The organism is Mesobacillus sp. QJM3NY_10 (assembly GCF_056173465.1).
The window spans coordinates 129,295-148,844 of the sequence record NZ_CM149675.1 but is presented as its reverse complement, the minus strand read 5'-3'; the positions used below and the strand labels follow the sequence as shown (position 1 = coordinate 148,844).

19 protein-coding genes are annotated in these 19,550 nt (G+C 43.8%); all 19 read right to left on the bottom strand.

All coding sequences use genetic code 11. From position 1 onward, the window contains the following. Positions 1 to 10: 10 nt before the first annotated feature. The 19 genes from rpmC to rplL all read right to left on the bottom strand — a co-directional run bounded on the left by rpmC (position 11) and on the right by rplL (position 19,492). Positions 11 to 211, bottom strand: coding sequence for a 50S ribosomal protein L29 (rpmC, locus tag AC0VX7_RS00760; RefSeq protein ID WP_023626422.1), 201 nt, complete (start codon positions 209 to 211; stop codon positions 11 to 13). Continuing rightward, complete coding sequence (gene rplP, locus AC0VX7_RS00755) at positions 201 to 635, bottom strand: 50S ribosomal protein L16 (protein ID WP_023626423.1); 435 nt, start codon at positions 633 to 635, stop codon at positions 201 to 203. Before rplP ends, rpmC begins: the two co-directional genes overlap by 11 nt. Position 636: 1 nt before the next feature. Beyond that, complete coding sequence (rpsC, locus tag AC0VX7_RS00750) at positions 637 to 1,293, bottom strand: 30S ribosomal protein S3 (protein ID WP_079504263.1); 657 nt, start codon at positions 1,291 to 1,293, stop codon at positions 637 to 639. Positions 1,294 to 1,296: 3 nt separating this feature from the next. Then, the gene (gene rplV, locus AC0VX7_RS00745) at positions 1,297 to 1,638 is read right to left on the bottom strand and encodes a 50S ribosomal protein L22 (RefSeq protein ID WP_023626425.1); all 342 of its coding nucleotides are present in this window, start codon (positions 1,636 to 1,638) and stop codon (positions 1,297 to 1,299) included. Between the two features lie 18 nt (positions 1,639 to 1,656). Beyond that, the gene (gene rpsS / locus AC0VX7_RS00740; protein WP_023626426.1) at positions 1,657 to 1,935 is read right to left on the bottom strand and encodes a 30S ribosomal protein S19; all 279 of its coding nucleotides are present in this window, start codon (positions 1,933 to 1,935) and stop codon (positions 1,657 to 1,659) included. Positions 1,936 to 1,992: 57 nt separating this feature from the next. After that, positions 1,993 to 2,823, bottom strand: coding sequence for a 50S ribosomal protein L2 (gene rplB, locus AC0VX7_RS00735; RefSeq protein ID WP_214909322.1), 831 nt, complete (start codon positions 2,821 to 2,823; stop codon positions 1,993 to 1,995). Between the two features lie 29 nt (positions 2,824 to 2,852). Then, positions 2,853 to 3,137, bottom strand: coding sequence for a 50S ribosomal protein L23 (rplW, locus tag AC0VX7_RS00730; RefSeq protein ID WP_041966523.1), 285 nt, complete (start codon positions 3,135 to 3,137; stop codon positions 2,853 to 2,855). Further along, positions 3,137 to 3,760 (bottom strand): 50S ribosomal protein L4, encoded by a 624-nt coding sequence (gene rplD, locus AC0VX7_RS00725; RefSeq protein WP_215033435.1) that lies wholly within the window; start codon positions 3,758 to 3,760, stop codon positions 3,137 to 3,139. The genes rplW and rplD overlap by 1 nt, the downstream gene beginning before the upstream one ends. A gap of 26 nt (positions 3,761 to 3,786) precedes the next feature. Continuing rightward, a complete protein-coding gene (gene rplC / locus AC0VX7_RS00720; protein WP_215033432.1) occupies positions 3,787 to 4,416 on the bottom strand; it encodes a 50S ribosomal protein L3 in 630 nt (209 codons plus the stop codon). 38 nt (positions 4,417 to 4,454) lie between these two features. Next, positions 4,455 to 4,763, bottom strand: a complete 309-nt coding sequence (rpsJ, locus tag AC0VX7_RS00715) for a 30S ribosomal protein S10 (RefSeq protein WP_009791329.1) — start codon at positions 4,761 to 4,763, stop codon at positions 4,455 to 4,457. A gap of 1,018 nt (positions 4,764 to 5,781) precedes the next feature. Beyond that, positions 5,782 to 6,969, bottom strand: coding sequence for an elongation factor Tu (tuf, locus tag AC0VX7_RS00710; RefSeq protein WP_475426276.1), 1,188 nt, complete (start codon positions 6,967 to 6,969; stop codon positions 5,782 to 5,784). A gap of 124 nt (positions 6,970 to 7,093) precedes the next feature. Then, positions 7,094 to 9,172 (bottom strand): elongation factor G, encoded by a 2,079-nt coding sequence (gene fusA / locus AC0VX7_RS00705; RefSeq protein ID WP_475426275.1) that lies wholly within the window; start codon positions 9,170 to 9,172, stop codon positions 7,094 to 7,096. A 48-nt stretch (positions 9,173 to 9,220) separates the two neighbouring features. After that, positions 9,221 to 9,691 carry a 30S ribosomal protein S7 gene (rpsG, locus tag AC0VX7_RS00700; RefSeq protein WP_041966528.1) on the bottom strand — a complete coding sequence of 157 codons (471 nt, stop codon included), beginning with the start codon at positions 9,689 to 9,691 and terminating at the stop codon, positions 9,221 to 9,223. A 40-nt stretch (positions 9,692 to 9,731) separates the two neighbouring features. After that, on the bottom strand, positions 9,732 to 10,154 hold the full coding sequence (gene rpsL / locus AC0VX7_RS00695; RefSeq protein WP_023626436.1) for a 30S ribosomal protein S12: 423 nt from the start codon (positions 10,152 to 10,154) through the stop codon (positions 9,732 to 9,734). A gap of 100 nt (positions 10,155 to 10,254) precedes the next feature. Next, entirely contained in the window at positions 10,255 to 10,503 is a 249-nt protein-coding gene (locus AC0VX7_RS00690; RefSeq protein WP_475426274.1) for a 50S ribosomal protein L7ae-like protein, read from the bottom strand. Between the two features lie 183 nt (positions 10,504 to 10,686). Further along, complete coding sequence (gene rpoC / locus AC0VX7_RS00685; protein ID WP_475426273.1) at positions 10,687 to 14,289, bottom strand: DNA-directed RNA polymerase subunit beta'; 3,603 nt, start codon at positions 14,287 to 14,289, stop codon at positions 10,687 to 10,689. A 113-nt stretch (positions 14,290 to 14,402) separates the two neighbouring features. Continuing rightward, complete coding sequence (gene rpoB, locus AC0VX7_RS00680; RefSeq protein WP_415801158.1) at positions 14,403 to 17,966, bottom strand: DNA-directed RNA polymerase subunit beta; 3,564 nt, start codon at positions 17,964 to 17,966, stop codon at positions 14,403 to 14,405. 245 nt (positions 17,967 to 18,211) lie between these two features. Then, positions 18,212 to 18,814, bottom strand: a complete 603-nt coding sequence (locus tag AC0VX7_RS00675) for a class I SAM-dependent methyltransferase (RefSeq protein WP_475426272.1) — start codon at positions 18,812 to 18,814, stop codon at positions 18,212 to 18,214. 315 nt (positions 18,815 to 19,129) lie between these two features. Then, positions 19,130 to 19,492: a 50S ribosomal protein L7/L12 gene (rplL, locus tag AC0VX7_RS00670; RefSeq protein WP_041966533.1), complete on the bottom strand. Its 363-nt coding sequence runs from the start codon at positions 19,490 to 19,492 to the stop codon at positions 19,130 to 19,132. Positions 19,493 to 19,550: the final 58 nt, after the last annotated feature.

Genomic DNA, 19,550 nt, shown 5'->3' with positions numbered 1-19,550 from the left:
CTCCTCTCAATTATCTGTTAACGCCGATCTCTCGTTCACGAATTACAGTTTTCATGCGAGCAATCGCTTTGCGTACTTCACGAATGCGAGCTGTGTTTTCAAGTTGTCCAGTCGCTAATTGAAAGCGCAGGTTGAATAGCTCTTCTTTTAATGATTTAACTTTTTGTTCAATTTCAGCAGTGGTAAGGTCACGAATGTCATTAGCTTTCATTAGATTCACCACCAATTTCTTCTCGTTTAACAAACTTGCACTTTACAGGAAGCTTGTGTGCTGCAAGGCGTAATGCTTCGCGTGCGATTTCTTCAGAAACGCCAGCAACTTCGAACATTACTTTGCCTGGTTTAACAACTGCTACCCAACCTTCAGGAGCACCTTTACCAGAACCCATTCGGACTTCTAGAGGCTTTGCAGTATATGGCTTGTGAGGGAAAATCTTGATCCAGACTTTACCGCCACGTTTCATGTAACGAGTCATTGCAATACGGGCAGATTCGATTTGACGGTTCGTGATCCAAGAAGCTTCAAGAGCTTGTAAACCGAATTCACCGAAGTTTACTTCAGTACCGCCTTTAGCTTGACCGCGCATCTTGCCACGGTGTTGACGGCGATATTTAACGCGTTTAGGCAATAACATATTATTTGCCTCCTTCCTCAGTTTTCTTCTTCGTAGGAAGGACCTCTCCACGATAAATCCATACTTTAACGCCTAGCTTACCGTAAGTTGTATCTGCTTCAGCAGTAGCATAATCGATATCGGCACGAAGAGTATGAAGTGGAACTGTTCCTTCGCTGTATTGTTCTGAACGAGCGATGTCTGCACCGCCAAGACGTCCGGAGACCATTGTCTTGATACCTTTAGCGCCAGCACGCATTGCACGTTGGATAACTTGCTTTTGTGCGCGACGGAAAGATACACGGTTTTCCAATTGGCGTGCAATGTTTTCTGCAACCAATTTCGCATCGATATCAGCTTTTTTGATTTCAAGAATGTTTATATGAACACGTTTGCCTGTCAGTTCGTTTAGCGCTTTACGAAGTGCTTCAACTTCTGTACCACCCTTACCGATAACCATTCCTGGCTTCGCTGTGTGGACAGTTACATTCAAGCGGTTTGCAGCGCGCTCGATTTCTACTTTAGAAAGAGAAGCATCGCGTAAACGCTTAGTGATGTACTCACGAACCTTAAGGTCTTCGTGTAAAAGATCAGCGTAGTCTTTGCCTGCGTACCATTTTGATTCCCAATCACGAATGATTCCGACACGCAAACCGACTGGATTTACTTTTTGACCCACTGATTATCCCTCCTTCTTTTCTGATAAAACGATAGTAATGTGGCTAGTACGTTTGTTAATAGCACTTGCACGGCCCATAGCACGTGGACGGAAACGTTTCAACGTTGGTCCTTCGTTAGCGTAAGCTTCCGATACGACAAGGTTATTAACATCCATCTCATAGTTGTGCTCTGCGTTTGCTAATGCAGATTTTAACACTTTATCTACGATTGGAGAAGCTGCCTTAGGGGTAAGGTTTAAGATAGCTACCGCTTCACCAACTTGCTTTCCTCGAATTAAATCTAGAACTAGTCGAGCTTTACGAGGAGCAATACGAACTGTTCTTGCAACAGCTTTAGCTTGCATTTGGATGCCCTCCTCTCATTAACGTCTTGTTTTCTTATCGTCATTACCATGTCCTTTGTAAGTACGAGTTGGAGCGAATTCTCCAAGCTTGTGGCCTACCATGTCTTCAGTGACATAAACAGGTACATGTTTGCGACCATCGTAGACAGCAATCGTGTGTCCGATGAATTGTGGGAAGATCGTTGAACGGCGAGACCAAGTCTTAACAACTTTCTTCGCTTCAGTTTCATTTAACTTTTCGATCTTTGTGATTAAGTGCTCATCAACAAAAGGTCCTTTTTTTAAGCTACGACCCATGATTGAACCTCCCTTCGTGATTGCCCTACGGTTCCCGCGAACCGTAGCTCAATCCCGTTATTTTTTACGACGACGTACAATAAACTTGTCGGATTTGTTCTTCTTCTTGCGAGTCTTGTAACCAAGAGTCGGCTTGCCCCATGGTGACATTGGTGATTTACGTCCGATTGGGGAGCGTCCTTCACCACCACCGTGTGGGTGATCGTTAGGGTTCATTACAGATCCACGAACTGTTGGGCGCTTGCCTAACCAGCGTGAACGACCTGCTTTACCGATGTTGATCAATTCGTGTTGTTCGTTACCAACTTGACCTACAGTCGCGCGGCACTCAGAAAGGATCATACGTACTTCGCCTGAGTTCAAACGAATCAATACATATTTGCCTTCTTTACCAAGAACCTGTGCTGAAGTACCAGCAGAACGAACTAATTGTCCACCTTTGCCAGGCTTCAATTCGATGTTGTGTACTACTGTACCAACTGGGATGTTTGCTAGTGGAAGAGCGTTACCTACTTTAATGTCAGCTGTTGGGCCAGACATAACTTCCATACCTACTACTAGGTTTTTAGGAGCTAGGATGTATCTCTTTTCACCATCTACATAATTAATTAACGCAATGTTTGCTGAACGGTTTGGATCATACTCAATTGTGGCAACGCGTCCTGGAATGCCATCTTTTGTACGTTTAAAGTCGATGATTCTGTACTGACGCTTATGGCCGCCACCTTGATGACGAACAGTTAACTTACCCTGGTTGTTACGACCGCCTTTTCTGTGCAACGGAGCAAGCAAGGATTTTTCCGGCTTGTCAGTTGTAATCTCAGCAAAATCAGATGCTGTCATATTACGACGACCGTTGGAGGTAGGTTTGTACTTTTTAATCGCCATTTCGTTTCCCTCCTCTTCTTATTGGATTATTATACTTCGAAGAATTCGATTTCTTTGCTGTCTTGAGTTAGTTTAACGATCGCTTTACGACGCTTATTTGTGTAACCGCCGAACTTGCCCATACGCTTAAACTTACCTTTGTAATTCATGATGTTTACTTTTTCAACGTTAACGCCGAAAATAGTTTCAATCGCGTCTTTAACTTGAGTTTTGTTAGCTCTAGTGTCAACTTCGAAAGTGTACTTCTTCTCAGTCATTAGATCAGAAGAACGTTCTGTAATAACGGGGCGCTTAATGATATCGCGTGCATCCATTATGCAAGCACCTCCTCTACTTTTTCAACAGCTGCTTTTGTCATGATCAGCTTATCATGATTTAGAACATCCAATACGTTGATTCCATCAGCAGTAACAACAGTTACTCCAGGAATGTTACGTGCTGAAAGTGCTACGTTCTCTTCAAGACCTGCTGTTACGATCAGGGCTTTCTTGTTAACAGAAAGACCACTAAGCACGTTTTTGAATTCCTTTGTCTTTGGAGCTTCAAAAGCAAGGCTTTCAAGAACAAGGATATTTTCAGATTGTACTTTTGATGATAAAGCAGATTTGATTGCTAAACGTCGAACTTTTTTAGGCAATTTATAGCTGTAGCTGCGTGGAACAGGACCGAATACAGTACCGCCACCGCGCCATTGTGGAGAACGGATAGAACCTTGACGCGCACGTCCAGTTCCTTTTTGTTTCCACGGCTTACGTCCACCGCCCGCTACTTCAGAACGAATTTTAGTTTTATGAGTTCCCTGACGCAATGAAGCTCTCTGCATGACTACTGCTTCGAACATTACGTGGTTGTTAGGCTCAATACCAAATACTGAATCGTTAAGTTCGATTTCTCCAACTTGTGAACCAGCTTGGTTAAATAATGCTACTTTAGGCATTCTTGTTTCCTCCTTTCCTGTAAAAATTACTTAGCTTTTACAGCAGCTTTGATTTTTAGAAGGGCTTTTCTAGCACCTGGAACGTTTCCTTTGATAAGAAGAAGGTTACGCTCTACGTCAATTTTAACGATTTGCAGGTTTTGAACAGTGATCTGCTCTCCACCCATGCGTCCAGGTAGCAATTTACCCTTGAATACGCGGTTTGGAGCAACAGGACCCATTGAACCAGGGCGGCGGTGGTAACGAGAACCGTGAGCCATTGGTCCGCGAGATTGTCCGTGGCGCTTGATTACACCTTGGAAACCTTTACCCTTTGAGATTCCTGTAACATCTACGATATCGCCTTCTGCGAAAATATCAACTTTGACTTCCTGACCAACTTCATATCCTGCTACATCGACTCCGTTTAATTCTTTTACGAAGCGCTTAGGAGCAGTGTTTGCTTTTGAAACGTGGCCTTTTTCAGGTTTGTTAGAAAGCTTTTCGCGCTTGTCTTCAAAGCCAAGCTGGATTGCTTCGTAGCCATCTGTCTCAGCAGATTTCACTTGAAGCACTACGTTTGGAGAAGCTTCTACCACAGTAACCGGGATAAGGTCGCCGTTTTCAGCAAATACTTGAGTCATACCGATCTTTCTTCCTAAGATTCCTTTGGTCATTTCAGTCACACCTCCTGTGAATTATAATGTTTTATTTATTAAAGTTTGATTTCGATATCTACACCTGATGGCAGGTCTAAACGCATTAGTGAATCGACCGTTTGCGGAGTCGGATTGATGATATCAATCAGACGCTTATGCGTACGCATTTCGAACTGCTCACGAGAATCCTTGTACTTATGCACCGCACGAAGAATTGTGTAAATTGACTTTTCTGTAGGTAGTGGGATTGGACCAGACACCGCCGCACCAGAACGTTTTGCAGTTTCAACAATTTTCTCTGCAGATTGATCAAGAATCCTGTGATCATAAGCTTTCAAACGGATACGAATTTTTTGTTTTGCCATTACTTTCCCTCCTTTTCGCCTATTTTAAAATAGACATTCTCCGCGAAAATTTCCCACACACTCGCCATGGCAAAGCGGCCGGGTGTGTCAGCAACCTTTCGCATCATCGCAGTCAAAGACCAACATTGTCTATTATACATAAAACATAACCCAAATGCAAGAAGTATTCCGCTTTTTAATTATGTTTAACACACTTTTACTATTATAGCTGGCGTTAATGTATTTTACAAGTAGGGATAGAGATTTCTAACTATTTGGACGTAGAGAAAAATATTCCTGTAGAACGTGGGGTCATGAATTCGGAGAATACATGCAGCGTTTTGGATTTGCACTTATATTATAGAAGAAACTCATTTGAGTTTTGAAAGGATTTTAATAATGTGTGCCGGAGAAGTAATGTTTACACCCTTGCTCATTAACTCAAATTGGTGTTTGATTATCTGGCTATAGAGAATCTGATATAGATTAAATTAGATATGTGACGATTAACTCTCTGGATTCCTTTTTAATCCGCACTTTATCGGTCTTAATGTGACGATAAACTGACTTGTTTCTCTTTTATCCGCACATTATCGGTCTTAATGTGACGATAAACTCACTTGATTTTCTTTTATCCGCACATTATCGGTTTTAATCTGACGATAAACTCAACTGTTTCCTTTTTATCCGCACATTATCGGTCTTAATGTGACGATAAACTCAACTGTTTCCTTTTTATCCGCACATTATCGGTTTTAATGTGACGATAAACTCAACTGTTTCCTTTTTATCCGCACATTATCGGTCTTAATGTGACGATAAACTCACTTGTTTCTCTTTTATCCGCACATTATCATTTTTTAGTGAACAATATCTCGTTTCATTCTCTTCTATCAAGGCGTTATTCTTTTTTATTACTGTATATATCCAAATCTAAAATTTACATTTGTAATAACGGCTATCAAACTTCTCTTTAAAATAAGAAACAAAAAAAACAGCTGGATCGTCATCCAGCTGCTTTCATTGTTATTATTAAAAATTACTCTTGAATTGAAGCTACAACGCCAGCGCCTACAGTACGGCCGCCTTCACGAATTGAGAACTTAGTTCCTTCTTCGATAGCGATTGGAGCGATTAGTTCAACAGTCATTTCGATGTTGTCGCCAGGCATAACCATTTCTACGCCTTCAGGAAGGTTACAAATACCAGTTACATCAGTTGTACGGAAGTAGAACTGTGGACGGTAGTTTGTGAAGAATGGAGTGTGACGTCCACCTTCTTCTTTTGAAAGAACGTATACTTCAGCAGTGAACTTTGTGTGTGGCTTAACAGAACCTGGCTTAGCAAGTACTTGACCACGTTGGATATCTTCACGAGCTACCCCACGAAGAAGTGCACCGATGTTGTCTCCAGCTTCAGCATAGTCAAGAAGCTTACGGAACATTTCAACACCTGTTACAGTAGTTGACTTTGGCTCTTCAGTAAGACCGATGATTTCGATTACGTCACCGACTTTAACTTGTCCACGCTCAACACGACCAGTAGCAACTGTTCCACGGCCAGTGATTGAGAATACGTCCTCAACAGGCATCATGAATGGCTTGTCAGTGTCACGTGTTGGTGTTGGGATGTACTCATCAACTGCAGCCATAAGCTCAGTGATTTTTTCTTCCCATTCTGGTGCTCCTTCAAGAGCTCTAAGAGCAGAACCTTTGATAACTGGAATGTCATCGCCAGGGAAGTCGTACTCAGAAAGAAGATCACGTACTTCCATTTCTACTAGTTCAAGAAGTTCTTCGTCGTCAACCATGTCACACTTGTTCATGAATACAACAAGGTAAGGTACGCCTACCTGACGAGAAAGAAGGATGTGCTCACGAGTTTGTGGCATTGGGCCGTCAGCAGCAGATACTACAAGAATACCGCCGTCCATTTGTGCAGCACCAGTGATCATGTTCTTAACATAGTCAGCGTGTCCTGGGCAGTCAACGTGTGCATAGTGACGAGTTGCAGTTTCATACTCAACGTGTGCAGTTGAGATTGTGATTCCACGCTCGCGCTCTTCTGGAGCAGCGTCGATTTGGTCATATCCGCGTGCTTCACCGCCGCCTACTTTAGAAAGAACAGTAGTGATAGCAGCAGTTAGAGTAGTTTTACCATGGTCAACGTGACCAATTGTACCAATGTTAACGTGTGGCTTAGAACGATCGAATTTAGCTTTTCCCATTAGAAAAATCCTCCTTTAATATATGAAAATTAAGTATATTTTAATGTGCCGTGGAACAGGATCACCTATTCCACAGCGTTATGCTTACATTAGTAGTTATACTTGATTAATAGGTGAAAATCAATTATTCACCTTTATTTTTTTTGATGATTTCTTCAGAAACAGATTTAGGAACTTCTTCGTAGTGGTCGAAGTGCATTGAGAATACACCACGTCCTTGTGTACTTGAACGAAGGGCAGTTGCATAACCGAACATTTCTGAAAGTGGAACCATCGAACGAACAACTTGAGCGTTACCACGAGCATCCATACCTTCGACGCGTCCGCGACGAGCAGTAATCATACCCATGATATCTCCAAGGTATTCTTCAGGGATAACAACTTCAACCCTCATGACAGGCTCAAGGATAACTGGCTTACACTTGGAAGCCGCATTCTTAAGTGCCATTGAAGCAGCGATTTTAAACGCCATTTCAGAGGAGTCAACATCGTGGTAAGAACCGTCAAACAGTCTTGCCTTGATGTCAACAAGTGGATATCCTGCAAGAACTCCGCGATCTAGAGCATCTTCAAGACCAGCTTGAACAGCTGGGATGTATTCACGTGGAACTACACCACCGACGATGCCGTTTACGAATTCAAAGCCTTTACCTTCTTCGTTTGGAGAGAACTCGATCCAAACGTGTCCGTATTGACCACGTCCACCGGATTGACGAGCAAATTTACCTTCAACGTTAGCTGATTCGCGGAAAGTTTCACGGTATGCAACCTGAGGTGCACCTACGTTTGCTTCCACTTTAAATTCGCGCTTCATACGGTCAACGATGATGTCTAGGTGAAGTTCACCCATTCCAGCGATGATAACCTGTCCAGTTTCCTGGTCAGTGTGTGCGCGGAATGTAGGATCTTCTTCTTGAAGCTTTTGCAATGCAGTTGTCATCTTGTCTTGGTCAGCTTTTGACTTAGGCTCAACTGATAACTGGATTACAGGCTCTGGGAACTGCATGGATTCAAGAATAACTAGAGACTTTTCATCACATAGAGTGTCACCAGTAGTTGTATCTTTCAAACCTACAGCTGCAGCGATGTCGCCAGCGTAAACCGTTGAGATTTCCTGACGGCTGTTCGCGTGCATTTGAAGGATACGTCCGATACGCTCACGCTTTCCTTTGGTAGAGTTCTGGACATAAGAACCAGAATCAAGGGTACCAGAGTAAACGCGGAAGAATGTTAATTTACCAACATAAGGGTCAGTCATAACTTTGAACGCAAGTGCTGAGAATGGCTCGCTGTCGTCAGAGTGACGCTCAACTACGTCTTCTGAGTCCGGAAGATGGCCCTGGATCGCAGGTACATCAAGTGGAGATGGAAGGTAGTCGATTACAGCGTCAAGCATTAGCTGTACACCTTTGTTTTTGAATGCTGAACCACAGATAACTGGGTAGAATTCAACATTTGTTGTACCTTTACGGATTGCAGCTTTGATCTCTTCGACTGTAAGCTCTTCTCCGCCAAGGTATTTTTCCATTAACTCTTCATCAAGCTCAGCTACCGCTTCAACTAACTTTTCACGGTATTCTTCAGCTTGTGCCATATATTCTTCCGGAATTTCACCAACAGAGATTTCTGTTCCAAGGTCATTACCGTAGAAGATTGCTCTCATTTCAACTAGGTCGATGATAGCTTCGAACTCATCTTCAGCACCGATCGGTAATTGGATCGGGTGAGCATTAGCTTGTAGACGATCATGAATAGTTGATACAGAGTATAGGAAGTCCGCGCCTAGTTTATCCATTTTGTTAACGAATACTACACGTGGAACTCCATAAGTTGTAGCCTGGCGCCAAACTGTTTCTGTTTGAGGCTCAACACCTGACTGTGCGTCAAGTACTGCTACTGCACCATCAAGTACACGAAGTGAACGTTCAACTTCAACAGTGAAGTCTACGTGTCCTGGTGTATCGATGATGTTTACACGGTGTTCTTTCCAAGAAGCTGTTGTTGCAGCAGAAGTGATCGTGATACCACGCTCTTGTTCCTGCTCCATCCAGTCCATTTGAGAAGCACCTTCGTGTGTTTCGCCGATTTTGTGAATACGGCCAGTATAATAAAGAACACGCTCAGTTGTTGTTGTTTTACCAGCATCAATATGAGCCATGATCCCAATATTACGAGTTTTTTCTAAGGAGAACTCTCTTGCCATTTGGTCTTTCTCCTTCCTAGTATAAGTGTTTTTAGATTGAAGGTAAGATTACCAACGATAGTGAGCGAATGCTTTGTTTGCTTCCGCCATTTTGTGTGTATCTTCACGCTTCTTAACAGAAGCACCGGTGTTGTTAGCAGCGTCAAGAATTTCGTTAGCAAGACGCTCTTCCATTGTCTTTTCCCCACGAAGACGTGAGTAGTTTACCAACCAGCGAAGACCAAGAGTTGTACGGCGGTCTGCACGCACCTCGATTGGGACTTGATAGTTAGCTCCACCTACACGGCGTGCTTTTACTTCTAGAACAGGCATGATGTTCTTAAGTGCTGCATCGAATACTTCGATTGGCTCTTTGCCTGAACGCTCACGAATGATATCAAAAGCTGAATAAAGGATCTTTTGTGATTTACCTCTCTTGCCATCGATCATCATCTTGTTGATCAAGCGAGTGATAAGCTTTGAGTTATAAATCGGATCCGGCAATACGTCTCTTTTTGCAACTGGACCTTTACGTGGCATATTTTTTCCTCCTTTCAAAAAGGCTAATTAGTTTTGTTTATTATTTTTTAGCTGCTTTTGGTCTCTTAGTACCGTACTTAGAACGGCCCTGCATACGGTTGTTTACTCCAGCAGTATCAAGAGCACCACGAACGATGTGGTAACGTACACCCGGTAAGTCTTTTACACGTCCTCCACGGATAAGAACAACACTGTGCTCTTGAAGGTTGTGCCCGATACCAGGGATATAAGCTGTTACCTCGATTCCGTTAGTCAAACGTACACGAGCGTATTTACGCAACGCTGAGTTTGGCTTCTTAGGAGTCATAGTACCAACACGAGTACATACACCACGCTTTTGTGGAGATGAAACGTTAGTTTGAGCTTTCTTGAAGCTGTTGTAACCTTTATTAAGCGCTGGAGATTTTGACTTCTCCTCTTTAGAGCTGCGCGGTTTGCGCACTAATTGGTTAATAGTAGGCATGATCATTTTCCTCCCTTCACATTTTTGTAAGCCCACACATCCAGGTGGTTCATTTTTTAACAAAAAACAAAGTTCTTGCAGTTCACTGCAAAAACAGTTTTTACTTGGTTATCGCTACAGCTGAAGCTCCTACGGCAATCCCGCATGCCTTCCCCAATTTTTTCATTGAGTCGACATAGGTGATGGCGGTGTTGATTTCCCTGGCAGTCTGCAATAGATTCGCTGTCACTTTCATGTCAGCGTCCTTCGCAATGACCAGTTCGATTACTTCGCCAGCCTTCAGTGCTTTCACTGTTTGCTTTGATCCTACTATAATCTTTTTAGCTTGAGCTACTTTTTCATAAGACATGATATCCTCCAAAGTAACCGGTAAATAGGAGCACCTTTGAAATATTAACACTTAGCGCAAGGTATGTCAACAGCATTGAAAAACTTTTTTCGCTAGATTGCTGTTTTTATTCATAGACCCATTCTTTTTTTCTTTAAAAAGGCGGCACTTTCTGCCGTGGCAGAGAGCACCGCGCTTCTTATTTTATTCTACAGTGATTACATCTTCGGCATTTTCTTCTTCCATTGAGATTGGCTCAGCTCTTCTGTATCGCTGCATGCCTGTTCCTGCTGGAACGAGTTTACCGATGATAACATTTTCCTTCAGGCCGAGAAGCTCATCGCGCTTGCCTTTGATCGCAGCATCTGTAAGCACTCTTGTTGTTTCCTGGAAGGATGCTGCAGACAGGAATGAATCCGTCTCAAGTGATGCTTTTGTGATACCAAGCAATACTGGACGTCCTGTTGCTGGCATTTTTCCTTCAAGAAGTGCTTTGCGGTTAGCGTCAGTGAACTGATGGATCTCAAGCAATGTACCTGGTAGTACATCTGTTTCACCAGCGTCGATAACCCTGATCTTGCGCATCATCTGGCGAACCATTACTTCTACGTGCTTGTCGCCGATTTCAACACCCTGCATACGGTATACTTTTTGAACTTCTTTCAATAAGTATTCCTGCACGGATTGAACGTCTTTGACTCTTAAAAGTTCCTTAGGGTCGATTGAACCTTCAGTGAGTTCCTGACCGCGTTCTACATGGTCATTTATAGCAACCTTTAGGCGTGCTGTATATGGCGCATTGTATGTGCGGCTTTCGATTTCACCCTGAATGACGATTTCTTGCTGACGATCTTTTCCTTCGTTGATGCCGACTACGACACCTTCCAATTCAGAGATGACAGCTTGCCCTTTAGGATTACGTGCTTCGAACAATTCCTGGATACGCGGAAGACCTTGTGTGATATCGTCTCCTGCAACACCGCCCGTATGGAATGTACGCATTGTAAGCTGAGTACCTGGCTCACCGATTGACTGGGCAGCAATGATACCGACCGCTTCGCCAACTTCGACTTCCTGGCCGGTCGCAAGGTTGCGGCCGTAACACTTCTTACATACGCCATGGCGTGTATTACATGTGAATGCAGAGCGGATCCATACTTCTTCGATCCCTGCTTCTATTACTTCAACAGTCAAGTCTTCTGTAATCAATCCGTTTTCAGGTACAATCACAGCCTTTGTTTCAGGATGCTTGATTGCCTTTCTTGCATAACGGCCAATTAAACGCTCATCTAGAGGTTCGATTACTTCGGTACCATCTTTAAGTGATTTGATAAATAAACCTCTGTCTGTACCGCAATCGTCTTCGCGAACGATAACATCCTGTGCCACGTCTACGAGACGGCGAGTCAGGTAACCTGAGTCAGCAGTCTTAAGTGCTGTATCGGCAAGACCTTTACGAGCACCGTGAGTGGAGATGAAGTACTCCAATACTGTCAGACCTTCACGGAAACTTGACTTGATCGGCAACTCGATGATTCGTCCAGCCGGGTTGGCCATCAGACCACGCATACCAGCAAGCTGCGTGAAGTTGGACGCGTTACCACGGGCACCGGAGTCACTCATCATGAAGATAGGGTTTGAATTATCTAGTGATTTCATTAGCTTAGCCTGGATATTATCCTTCGCCTGGCTCCAGATAGAAATTACGCGATCATAACGCTCATCCTCGGTAATCAAACCGCGTCTGAACTGCTTAAGAACATTATCTACCTTTTTTTGTCCTTCTGAAATGATTTCCTGCTTCTCTTTAAGAACCACGATATCAGCCACACCAACCGTAATACCCGCTTTAGTCGAGTATGTGAAGCCAAGACCCTTCATACGGTCAAGCATTTTTGATGTTTCAGTGATTTTGAACTTCTTGAACACTTCAGCAATGATGTTTCCGAGAATTTTCTTCTTGAACGGATCCACCAATTTCATGCTCTTGATAACTTCCTTGATATCCGCACCTTTTTCAACAAAATATATTTCTGGAGTTTTCTCCTCAAGATTTTGCTTGGAAGGCTCATTGATATAAGGGAATGACGCTGGAAGGATTTCATTGAAAATCAACTTTCCGACTGTCGTGATCAAGAGCTGGCCATTTTGCTCTTCAGTGAATGTCTGGTTGCCAAGTGATGATGCGGCAACAGCAATACGAGTATGAAGATGTACGTAGCCATTCTGGTATGCGATCAACGCTTCATTTGTATCCTTGAATACCATACCTTCGCCAACTGCACCCTCTCTTTCCAAAGTCAGGTAGTAGTTACCTAAAACCATGTCCTGGGAAGGAGTAACAACTGGCTTTCCATCCTTAGGGTTCAGGATGTTTTGAGCAGCAAGCATCAATAGACGTGCTTCTGCCTGTGCTTCAGCAGAAAGTGGCACGTGGACTGCCATCTGGTCACCGTCGAAGTCAGCGTTATAAGCTGTACATACTAGAGGGTGAAGACGGATTGCACGTCCTTCTACTAACGTTGGCTCAAACGCCTGGATTCCCAATCTATGAAGAGTTGGGGCACGGTTAAGCAATACCGGGTGCTCTCTGATTACATCTTCTAGAACATCCCAAACCTCAGGGCTAACGCGCTCAATTTTACGTTTAGCAGACTTAATGTTGTGCGCTAAACCTTTTTGCACTAATTCTTTCATTACGAATGGCTTGAACAGCTCAAGTGCCATTTCTTTAGGTAGACCGCACTGGTACATTTGCAGGTTAGGACCTACGACGATAACAGAACGGCCAGAGTAGTCAACACGCTTACCAAGAAGGTTTTGACGGAAACGACCTTGCTTACCCTTAAGCATATGAGACAGGGACTTCAACGGACGGTTACCTGGCCCTGTTACCGGACGGCCGCGGCGGCCGTTATCGATTAACGCGTCAACAGCTTCCTGAAGCATACGCTTTTCGTTCTGAACGATGATGCTAGGAGCACCAAGGTCAAGAAGACGCTTAAGACGGTTGTTACGGTTGATTACTCGGCGGTATAAATCGTTCAGGTCGGAAGTTGCGAATCGACCGCCATCAAGCTGTACCATCGGGCGAAGTTCCGGCGGGATGACAGGGAGGACATCAAGGATCATCCAAGATGGCTCATTGCCTGAACCACGGAACGCTTCAACTACTTCAAGACGCTTGATCGCACGAGTACGACGCTGGCCTTGTGCTGTTCTTAATTCTTCCTTCAGCATGTCGGCTTCTTTATCAAGGTCGATATCTGAAAGCAGCTTTTTGATTGCTTCTGCTCCCATTGCCGCCTGGAATTTGTTACCGTATTTTTCACGATAAGCGCGGTATTCTTTTTCTGACAACAACTGCTTCTTCTCAAGGGCAGTGTCGCCAGTTTCCGTAACGACGTAAGAAGCAAAGTAAATAACTTCTTCAAGTGCGCGCGGAGACATATCAAGGATAAGTCCCATACGGCTAGGAATACCTTTGAAATACCAGATGTGAGAAACAGGAGCTGCAAGCTCGATGTGTCCCATTCTTTCACGACGGACTTTCGCACGTGTTACTTCAACGCCGCATCGGTCACAGACTACGCCTTTGTAGCGAACTCTTTTGTACTTTCCGCAGTGACATTCCCAGTCCTTCGTCGGTCCGAAGATACGCTCACAGAATAAGCCGTCTTTTTCTGGTTTTAAAGTACGATAGTTGATTGTTTCCGGCTTTTTAACCTCACCGAAAGACCACGAACGGATCTTGTCTGGTGAAGCGAGGCCAATTTTCATGTACTCAAAATTATTAACATCTAGCAAGGGGCCTACCTCCCTTTTAATCTAGGGTTTTACCCTTATGGCCACCCAAAAAGGAACACACGTGGACAATACTGTTATTCAACTGTTTGTTCACGTGTGCCAATTAGATGGACCTATTCTTTCATTCCTACTTTTTCAGAATTCATTTCTTCTGTTTCAGGAGCAATTGTCAATGTTTCTGCATGCTGCAATTCTTCTTCATCATCAAAATCGCGCATTTCTATTTCTTTTTCATCGCCTGATAGGATCTTGACGTCCATACCAAGACTCTGAAGTTCTTTCATCAATACTTTGAATGATTCAGGAACGCCTGGTTCTGGTACGTTTTCACCTTTTACAATTGCTTCGTATGTTTTAACACGTCCAACAACATCATCGGACTTGACAGTTAAGATTTCCTGCAATGTGTAAGCAGCACCGTATGCTTCGAGCGCCCAAACCTCCATCTCCCCGAAACGCTGTCCGCCGAACTGAGCTTTACCGCCGAGTGGCTGCTGCGTAACAAGTGAGTATGGTCCAGTAGAACGAGCATGAAGCTTATCGTCTACCATGTGAGCAAGCTTGATCATGTACATGACACCGACAGATACACGGTTATCGAATGGTTCACCTGTACGTCCATCATATAGGACAGTTTTCGCATCTCTGGCCATACCAGCTTCCTGGATTGTTGACCATACATCTTCCTCACGAGCACCATCGAATACCGGTGAAGCAACATGGATTCCAAGGTAGCGCGCTGCCATACCAAGGTGAAGCTCAAGAACCTGACCGATGTTCATACGTGATGGTACCCCTAGTGGGTTAAGCATGATATCGACTGGTGTTCCGTCCGGCAGGAAAGGCATATCCTCTTCCGGAAGGATTTTCGAGATAACCCCTTTGTTACCGTGGCGTCCCGCCATCTTATCACCTTCAGATATCTTACGCTTCTGAACGATGTAAGCACGGACCAGCTGGTTCACTCCAGGAGGGAGCTCGTCGCCATCTTCGCGGTTGAACACTTTGACGTCAAGGACAATCCCGCCGCCGCCGTGTGGAACACGCAATGATGTATCACGGACTTCCCTTGCTTTTTCACCAAAGATTGCATGCAAGAGGCGTTCTTCAGCTGTCAATTCAGTAACCCCTTTAGGTGTTACCTTACCGACAAGAAGATCTCCGTCTTTTACTTCGGCACCAACACGGATGATTCCGCGCTCGTCAAGATTTCTCAATGCATCTTCCCCGACGTTAGGGATATCGCGTGTGATTTCTTCAGGTCCAAGCTTAGTATCTCGGGACTCTGATTCGTATTCTTCTATATGGATTGATGTATAAACATCATCTTTAACAAGGCGCTCACTCATAATGATGGCATCTTCATAGTTATAGCCATTCCATGTCATGAACCCAACAAGAACGTTACGTCCTAGTGCCAGTTCACCTTTTTCCATTGATGGTCCGTCAGCAAGGATTTCTCCTTTAACTACACGGTCACCAAGGCTTACGATTGGGCGCTGGTTATAACAAGTACCCTGATTGGAACGAATGAACTTAAGCATGCGGTATTTATCAAGGTCACCCTTAACTTCCTGACCGTCTACTTCAGTAACACGGCGAACCCATACTTGACGCGCTTCAACGTGTTCTACAATTCCTTCATGCTTACAGATTACTGCAGCACCGGAATCCTTTGCGTTCACGTGCTCCATTCCCGTACCTACGATTGGTGCTTCCGGCTGCATTAACGGAACAGCCTGTCTTTGCATGTTCGCACCCATTAGTGCACGGTTGGAGTCATCGTTTTCCAAGAACGGGATACACGCAGTCGCTGCAGATACAACCTGCTTAGGTGATACGTCCATATAATCGACGCGGTCACGTTTGACGACTGTGTTTTCACCACGGAAACGGGCTATTACTTCATCATCAATGAAAGAACCATCATCAGCAAGACGAGCATTCGCCTGTGCAACTACATAGTTATCTTCTTCATCAGCTGTTAAGTAATCAAAATGGCTTGTCACTTTACCTGTTTCAGGATCAACGCGGCGGTACGGAGTCTCAATGAATCCGAAGCGATTAACCTTAGCGAAACTTGAAAGTGAGTTGATCAAACCGATGTTTGGACCTTCCGGCGTTTCAATCGGGCACATACGTCCGTAGTGGGAATAGTGAACGTCACGCACTTCGAAACCAGCGCGTTCACGTGTAAGACCACCAGGTCCCAATGCAGATAGACGCCTTTTATGTGTCAATTCAGCCAGCGGATTTGTCTGGTCCATGAACTGTGAAAGCTGGGAGCTTCCAAAGAACTCTTTAATGGACGCAATTACCGGGCGGATATTGATTAATTGCTGTGGTGTAATCGTATTTGTATCCTGGATGGACATTCTTTCACGGACTACACGCTCCATTCTGGACAAACCAATACGGAATTGGTTCTGCAACAGTTCACCAACAGAACGAAGGCGTCTGTTTCCTAAATGGTCGATGTCATCCGTATCGCCAACACCATGCAACAAGTTAAAGAAGTAGCTGATGGATGAAATGATATCAGCAGGCGTGATGTTTTTGATCGGTTCAGGGACATAGGCGTTTCCTAAAACATTAATTTCTTTCTCGCCCTCAACATCGTTCGGAGAGTAGATTTTAATGCTTTGCAGCGTTACGTCCTCTTCAACCACGCCGCCATATGGGCTGAAATCCTTGAAGCCAACATTCTTCTCCAGCGCAGGTATGATCTTATCGAGTGTACGGCGGTCTAAAGTGACGCCTTTCTCGGCAATGATTTCTCCTGTTTCTGGGTCTACTAATGTTTCAGCAAGCTTTTGCCCGAATAAACGGTTTTTAATATGAAGCTTTTTGTTGATTTTATAACGCCCTACATTTGCAAGGTCATAGCGCTTTGGATCAAAGAATCTTGATACCAGAAGGCTTTTTGCGTTGTCAACTGTAGGCGGTTCGCCTGGACGGAGACGCTCATAAATTTCAAGAAGCGCTTTTTCCGTACTTTCCGTATTGTCTTTTTCAAGAGTATTACGGATATATTCGTTATCACCGATCAGATCAATGATTTCTTGATCAGAACCGAACCCTAATGCACGCAAAAGAACCGTAACAGGGAGTTTCCTCGTACGATCGATCCTTACATATACAACATCCTTGGCATCTGTTTCATACTCTAACCAGGCGCCACGGTTAGGAATAACGGTCGCAGTGAACCCTTTCTTCCCGTTCTTATCAAGTTTTCCGCTGTAGTACACACTTGGTGAGCGCACTAACTGGGAAACGATAACCCTTTCAGCACCGTTAATTACAAACGTGCCAGTTTCTGTCATAAGCGGGAAATCGCCCATGAAGACATCCTGGTCCTTTACTTCACCTGTTTCCTTATTCACAAGGCGGACCTTTACTCGCAATGGTGCGGAGTAAGTGACGTCTCTTTCTTTCGATTCTTCCACTGGATATTTCGGTTCGCCAAGACTGTAATCGATAAACTCTAACGATAAGTTACCAGTAAAGTCTTCAATCGGTGAAATGTCCTGGAACATTTCACGGAGGCCCTCATCAAGAAACCACTGATAGGAAGAGGTTTGAATTTCAATCAAATTCGGCAATTCCAAAACTTCACTGATGCGAGCATAACTTCTACGTTGGCGGTGTCGTCCATACTGAACTAGTTGACCTGTCAACTGATTCACCCCTCAAATCAAGCGTTATTATTCATCTATCCCTGTCTTGTCCATGAAGTTTCCTCCATTTCAAAAGACAAAAAGAAAAAGGGTTTTCACCTAAAAACCACATTTCCTGCAACGAACAATTATTTTGTTAGTTTTCCCTTTATGCCCAAAATTATACAACTTTCGATGAAAATAGCAATTGAAAAGGAAACTAATATATTGGCATTTTATAATATTAACATAGCGGTTTTCTCACGTCAACATTTAACAGATTTGAGAATAAAGTATCCTTTACTTTTTGCCGCAATGCCTACTTCACCAAATAACTCTTTCATTTTTTCCATTGCTGATGGCGCACCCTGTTTCTTCTGGATGACCACCCAAAGCTCTCCGCCTTCAGCTAAATGCAGAAAACTTTGTTCAAAAATATCATGCACAACCTTTTTTCCGGCACGGATCGGCGGATTGGTAAGGATTGCATCGAATCCTTTCTCCTTCACTCCAGTCAACCGGTCACTTTCATAGATTTTCACATTATCTATTTTATTTTCTGCCGCGTTCTCCTCAGCAAGCATAATCGCTCTTTCATTGACATCCACCATGTGGACCATCGCTTCTGGATAAGCCTTGGCAAGTGAAAGTCCGATCGGCCCATAGCCGCAGCCAACATCAAGAATCAATCCATCAGCTTTATTTAGTTCGAACGTGTCGATCAATAATCTTGATCCAAAATCGACTTCCTTTTTCGAAAAAACTCCACTGTCAACCTTAAAGCGGAAGGTATTCCTCTTCAATTCACTTTGCCATTTCACAGGATTGCTTTCGGTACTGGGTTTGCGGGAGTAATAATGTTCAGTCAAAATCTCTCACCTCCACGGGGACTCATTTGAAGAATGCGATCGCGGATTGCATTGCTACTGCGGTAGTATAAACTTTTAATTAATAAAAAGCAAAAAACGGAAAGCGGATGCGCCTTGATCAGCCCCGATAAGCGCTGGAGGGCCTGACATTGAAGTCGTTCTTTGACTTCATTGGCAGGACCGAAGCGTCTCGAGGGGCTAGGCGCTGGAGCTAGACATTTCTCGAAGTTAATACCTTATTTTTCATTCACCTACCAAAGATTGAAAGCGAAAAAAAAGCCCGCTTTAGCAGCGAGCTTTTTATTGTAAGGTTGATTACTTAACTTCGACGTTAGCTCCAACTTCTTCAAGCTTAGCTTTGATTTCTTCAGCTTCTTCTTTAGAAACGCCTTCTTTAAGAGCTTTAGGAGCGTTGTCAACAACTTCCTTCGCTTCTTTAAGACCAAGACCTGTGATTTCACGAACAACTTTGATAACCTTGATCTTCTGGTCGCCAGCAGATGCAAGTACTACGTCAAATTCAGTTTGTTCTTCAGCAGCAGCTCCAGCAGCTCCACCCATCATAGCAACTGGTGCAGCAGCAGTTACGCCGAATTCTTCTTCGATTGCTTTTACTAGATCGTTAAGTTCTAAAACAGTCATATTTTTAACTGCTTCAATGATTTGTTCTTGAGTCATGATTTGTTTCCTCCTAATAGGTTAGTTTTTTTATTGTTAAACGGTAATTATTTTTAAC